This is a genomic window from Streptomyces sp. NPDC097619 (assembly GCF_040302735.1).
Lineage (GTDB): Bacteria > Actinomycetota > Actinomycetes > Streptomycetales > Streptomycetaceae > Streptomyces.
In genome coordinates, this window is sequence record NZ_JBEOSD010000284.1 from 1 (window position 1) to 4,924 (window position 4,924).

General features: G+C 75.6%; 5 protein-coding genes. All 5 read left to right on the top strand.

What is annotated here, in order from left to right:
* Positions 1-147 precede the first annotated feature (147 nt).
* The 5 genes from ABTZ17_RS36290 to ABTZ17_RS36310 all read left to right on the top strand — a co-directional run bounded on the left by ABTZ17_RS36290 (position 148) and on the right by ABTZ17_RS36310 (position 4,725).
* Complete coding sequence (locus tag ABTZ17_RS36290; RefSeq protein ID WP_352200088.1) at positions 148-324, top strand: hypothetical protein; 177 nt, start codon at positions 148-150, stop codon at positions 322-324.
* 376 nt (positions 325-700) lie between these two features.
* A complete protein-coding gene (locus tag ABTZ17_RS36295; protein WP_352200089.1) occupies positions 701-895 on the top strand; it encodes a hypothetical protein in 195 nt (64 codons plus the stop codon).
* A gap of 91 nt (positions 896-986) precedes the next feature.
* Entirely contained in the window at positions 987-1,892 is a 906-nt protein-coding gene (mshB, locus tag ABTZ17_RS36300) for an N-acetyl-1-D-myo-inositol-2-amino-2-deoxy-alpha-D-glucopyranoside deacetylase (protein WP_352200090.1), read from the top strand.
* The gene (locus ABTZ17_RS36305) at positions 1,889-2,380 is read left to right on the top strand and encodes a DUF6113 family protein (RefSeq protein WP_352200091.1); all 492 of its coding nucleotides are present in this window, start codon (positions 1,889-1,891) and stop codon (positions 2,378-2,380) included. The genes mshB and ABTZ17_RS36305 overlap by 4 nt, the downstream gene beginning before the upstream one ends.
* Positions 2,381-2,577: 197 nt before the next feature.
* On the top strand, positions 2,578-4,725 hold the full coding sequence (locus ABTZ17_RS36310) for a peptidoglycan binding domain-containing protein (protein ID WP_502994986.1): 2,148 nt from the start codon (positions 2,578-2,580) through the stop codon (positions 4,723-4,725).
* The last annotated feature ends 199 nt before the right edge of the window (positions 4,726-4,924 follow it).

Sequence of the window (4,924 nt, forward strand, 5' to 3'; positions counted from 1 at the left end):
GGTGCCCTCCAGGACGGGTTTGCGCCAGGTGGGGCCGAAGCGGGGGACATACATCTCGGCGAAGGCCCGGCCCGGGGCGGCGGGGGCCGGGACGGACGCGCCGCGCCGCCGCCGGTCCCGGCCGCCGGACTGCGGGCGCGCGGGCTCGTGTTGCGGGAGCGCGCCGGTCGGCTGGCCGCCGCCGCGGCCGCCCTCGACCCCGCCGGACCCGGGGCGGCCGAGCTCCGGGACTGCGTCGAACGGCTCGCCGAGCGGTGTGCCACCGCCTCCGAGAGCCTGCTCGGCGCGGCACCCCGGAGCTCCCCGCGATCCGGCCGCGAGTGATCGATTTCACGCCAACTTGGTTAACGTGTGGGCAACTTCGACGTTGCCGGACGGTGATGCGAGGCCGCCAGGCTGGTCCGCGTACGGCCGTGCGGGTGCCGTGAGACCGGTCGGGATCATCCAAATCCCGGCCGGTTCCCGCGTGTTGGCCCAGCTCGTGGCCAACACGCCTGAAAACAGGGGCGCCTGGCCCCGATTCGCGCGCCCCACCCCAGAAATCCCGTGCGCCCCCAAGATGCTTCGGTGCGACTGAAGAATGCGTCCGCACGGATAGTTATGATCCGTAGCGCAGGGCGCACGTGGGTATGACTCCGCCACGTGCTCAGAAGTTCCGTCAGGCCGTCCGGGCAAGCGAACAGATGTGGAGGTGACCGCCGTGGCACTCTCGATTTCGGCGGTGGTGCTGCTGGCGATCGTCGTCTTCCTGCTGGTCCGCAAAGCAGGACTCAAGGCAGGGCACGCGTTCGTCTGCGTCCTGCTGGGGTTCTACCTGGCCAGCTCCTCCATCGCCCCCACCATGAAGCAGCTCACCAACAGCGTGGCCGGGATGATCGGCAGCCTCGACCTCTGACACCGGCCGGCGGTGCGCCCCTGGGGCGACGCCGCGCGCCCCGGAGCGGCACCCAGGGCGGGAGCCCGAGGACACGGCCTAGGCTGTGCCCATGAACGGTCTTCCCGCCCGTCGTCTGCTCCTGGTGCACGCGCACCCCGACGACGAGTCGATCAACAACGGCGTCACCATGGCCAAGTACGCGGCCGAGGGTGCCCGGGTGACCCTGGTCACCTGCACCCTCGGCGAAGAGGGCGAGGTCATCCCGTCCGACCTGGCCCACCTGACCGCCGACCGGGACGACACCCTGGGCGCCCACCGCACCGGCGAGCTCGCCGCCGCCATGGCCGAGCTGGGCGTCACCGACCACCGTTTCCTGGGCGGCCCCGGCCGCTACCGGGACTCCGGGATGATGGGCCTGCCCCAGAACCACCGCGAGGGTGCCTTCTGGGCCGCCGACGTGGACGAGGCGGCCGCCCCGCTGGTCGAGGTGGTCCGCGAGGTCCGCCCGCAGGTGCTCGTCACCTACGACCCCGACGGCGGTTACGGGCACCCCGACCACATCCAGGCCCACCGGGTCGCCATGCGCGCCGCCGAGCTCGCCGCCGACCCGGACTTCCGCCCCGACCTCGGCGCCCCCCACACGATCGCCAAGATCTACTGGAACCGCGTCCCCCGCTCCGTGGTCGAGGAGGGCTTCGCCCGGTTGCGCGCCCACGGCGAGGACGGCCCCTTCCCCGGCGTCGCCGCCGTGGACGACGTCCCCGGCGTGGTCCCCGACGCGCAGGTCACGGCCGAGATCGGCGAGGAGCCCGGCGACACCCGGCACCGCGCGGCCAAGGCCGCCGCGATGCGCGCGCACGCCACCCAGATCGCCGTCGACGGCCCCTTCTTCGCGCTCTCCAACGACCTCGGTCAGCCCCTCCTGGACCGCGAGTACTACGAGCTGGTGCGGGGCGCCTCCGGCGCGCCCGCCGGCGAACGGGAGCACGACCTCTTCGCCGGGACCGGCGCGTGAGCGGCGGCAACGGCAAGGGCCGCCGACCGGCCCGCCGCACCACCGCCCCCGCCGCGCGCCCGGCGCCGCCCGTCAAGTCCACGCCGCCCCAGGGCCCCGGAGGACTGATGACCCGTCCGCCCAGCGTCCGCGGGATCGCCCTCTTCCTCCTCCTGGTCCTCCTCGGCGCCGCCGTCGGCCTGGCCGGCGGACTCGTGCTCGGAGCCTGGCCGCCCGCCGGACTGCTGCTCGCGCTCGTCGCCACGGCCGCCTGCTTCCTCGGCGCCCGGATCGCCCTGCGGGGCCCCCTCGGCGTCGGCGCCGCGGGCCTCGGCTGGCTGGCCGTCCTCGTGGTCTTCCTCACCCCCCGGCCCGAGGGTGACAACCTCTACGCCCCGGCCACCGGCACCTACGTGTTCATGGTCGGCGGCATCCTGGCGGCTGTGATGTGTGCCACCCTTCAGGGGCCCGTAGGGCGTCCGGATCCGGCCAACGGCGCGGGCCGGTGACAGGGCCCCGGGGCCGATGACGGGTCCCGGGCCGGGGGTTGCGCGCCCCCTTCGCCCCGCGTCCGCGGGGCACCCGCCGGAACCCCTCTTCCCCCGGCGGTCAGTTGTGCCCCGGCGGCGGCCAGTATGGTGGACGGCGCCGCCGAGCTGCCCGCGCACGGAATGACGGGCGGCGGAGCAAACCGGGAGAACCTGCCTTGAGTCGTGAAACTGACAGTTCGTCCTCCGGGCCCCAGGGGTCCGGTGGAGCCGCCTACCCCTCGGGTACCACGCCGTACGGATCCGGCCGGTACCCGTCGGAGGGCGCGGCGGACGCTCCGGAGGAGCAAGCGATGACGAAGCCTTCACCGTCCTCCCAGGAGCCGGACGACCCCAAGACGGAGACCACGCTGACGACCCGGATCCGGATCAACATCCCGGGTTCGCGGCCGATCCCGCCGGTCGTCGTCCGCAAGGCCGTGTCCGCCGGCGAGGACAAGGAACCGTCGGCCCCCGCCGCGGCGTCCCAGCCCGCGGGCGGATCCGGGGCGCCCGCGCCCGCGGACGCCCCGCAGGGCGAGCCGCAGAGCGACTGGTTCGCTCCGCGCCGGGGCTCCGGACCCCCGCCCGTGAAGGGCGGGGCCGCCAGGGGGGCGGCCCCGAGCGCACCCGCCGGGCGCCCGGCACTCGGCCCGGGCGGCGGCAGAGGAGCCACTGCGGCTCCCGTACCGGCCGGCAACGGGCCGGCCACCAGTGGGGGGACTGACATGCACAACGGAACCGGGCCCCAGGGCCCCGGCACCGGACTGCCCGCCCGGCAGCCCGGCGCTCCCGTACCACCGCGCGCGGGACTGCCCACCCGGCAGTCCGGCCCGCCCGCCCCCGGCGCCCGTTCGGGCTTCGGCGCGGGCGCCGCGGCCACCGGGGCCGGCTTCGGCGGCGGCCCCGCCATGGGCACCGCCCCCGGCCGCCCCGCCGCGCCGCAGGGCGGCCCCGCCGCGCCCGCGGCCCGCAACGCCTCCTACGGCCCCGGCCCGCAGGGCCAGGGCGGCCCCGGCTACGGCGGCGCACCCCAGCCCCCGGCACCGCAGGGCCCCGGCCCCCAGCACGCCGGCTACCCCGCCCCCGGCCCGCAGGGCCAGGGCGGCCCCAACGGACCGACCGGCGGCCCGGCCCTGGGCACCATGCCCGTCACCGCTCCCCGCGCCGACGACGACACCACCGCCATCCGGCAGTGGCCCGGCCCGGAGCTGGCCCCCGGCACGCCCGCCAACGGCGTCCCCGCCCAGCCCCGCACCCCGCAGCCCTTCCCCGGCGTGACGGCCCCCCTGAACCCGATGGACCCGATGGACCCCACGGGTCCCGAGGCCGCCGAGCCGGCCCCGCCGCCGCGGCCCGCGCCCGAGCCCAAGAAGGGCGGCGTCCGCAAGCGGTCCAAGCTGGTCCTCATGTGCACCGGCGTGGTCTCGCTCCTCGGCGTCACCTACGGCGCCGGACTGCTGCTGAACCACTCCGACGTGCCCAAGGGCACCACCGTCTTCGGCGTGGACATCGGCGGCACCCGCGACGAGGCCGTCAGCACCCTCGACCGCAGCTTCGGCAAGCGCGCCACCGCGCCGCTCCAGCTCCTCGTCGGCGACAAGCAGGTCGAACTCGCCCCCGAGAAGGCCGGACTGCGCCTCGACACCGCGGCCACCGTCCGCGGGGCCGCGGGCAGCGACTACAACCCCGTCTCGGTCATCAGCTCCCTCTTCGGGGAGTCCCGCACGGCCAAGGCCGAGATCCCGGTGGACGAGGAGAAGCTGCGCGCCGCGCTCCAGGCCCTCGCGGGCACCGCGGGCACCGCCGTCGAGGGCACCATCGTCTTCGAACCCGGCAAGGTCACCGCCGTCCCCGGCAAGGCCGGACAGGGCCTGGACGTGGACCGCGCGGTGCAGATCGTCACCGACGCCTACCGCGCCCAGATCGAGACGGGCACCGCCAAGCCCGTCGAGGTCCCCGTCACCGACAAGCAGCCCGTCGTGGACCAGGCCGAGCTGGACCGGGCCATGGAGGAGTTCGCCAAGCCCGCCATGTCCGCCAACGTGGTCGTCACCGCGGGCGGCCAGTCCATCCCCTTCGGGCCCAGCCGCTCCCTGCCGCAGATCCTCGGCATGAAGGTGGTCGACGGCAAGCTGGTCGAGACCTACGACCTCGAAGCCATCAAGCGGCTCAGCGGCGACACCTTCAAGGGCGTCCTGATCACCCGCGGCACCGGCGAGAAGACCGCCGTCACCCCGCAGGACATCGCCGCGGTCCTCGGCAAGGCCCTGCGCGGCACCACCGAGGCCGAGCGCAAGGCCGTCATCGAGACCGAGCCCAGCTGACCGCCGGGGCCCCGTACACCCCGTACGGGCGCCCCCACGGCCCTCCCGGAAGCCCCCGACGGACCCGTCCGCCGGGGGCTTCCGGCATTCCGCCCCTCGCCGGCCACCGCTCCGCCCACCCCACCCCCGCCGGCACCGTCACGGTCCCGGGCATGACAAAACAACCGTGATTCCGGGAGTAGTGGCGAGCGAAACCGGA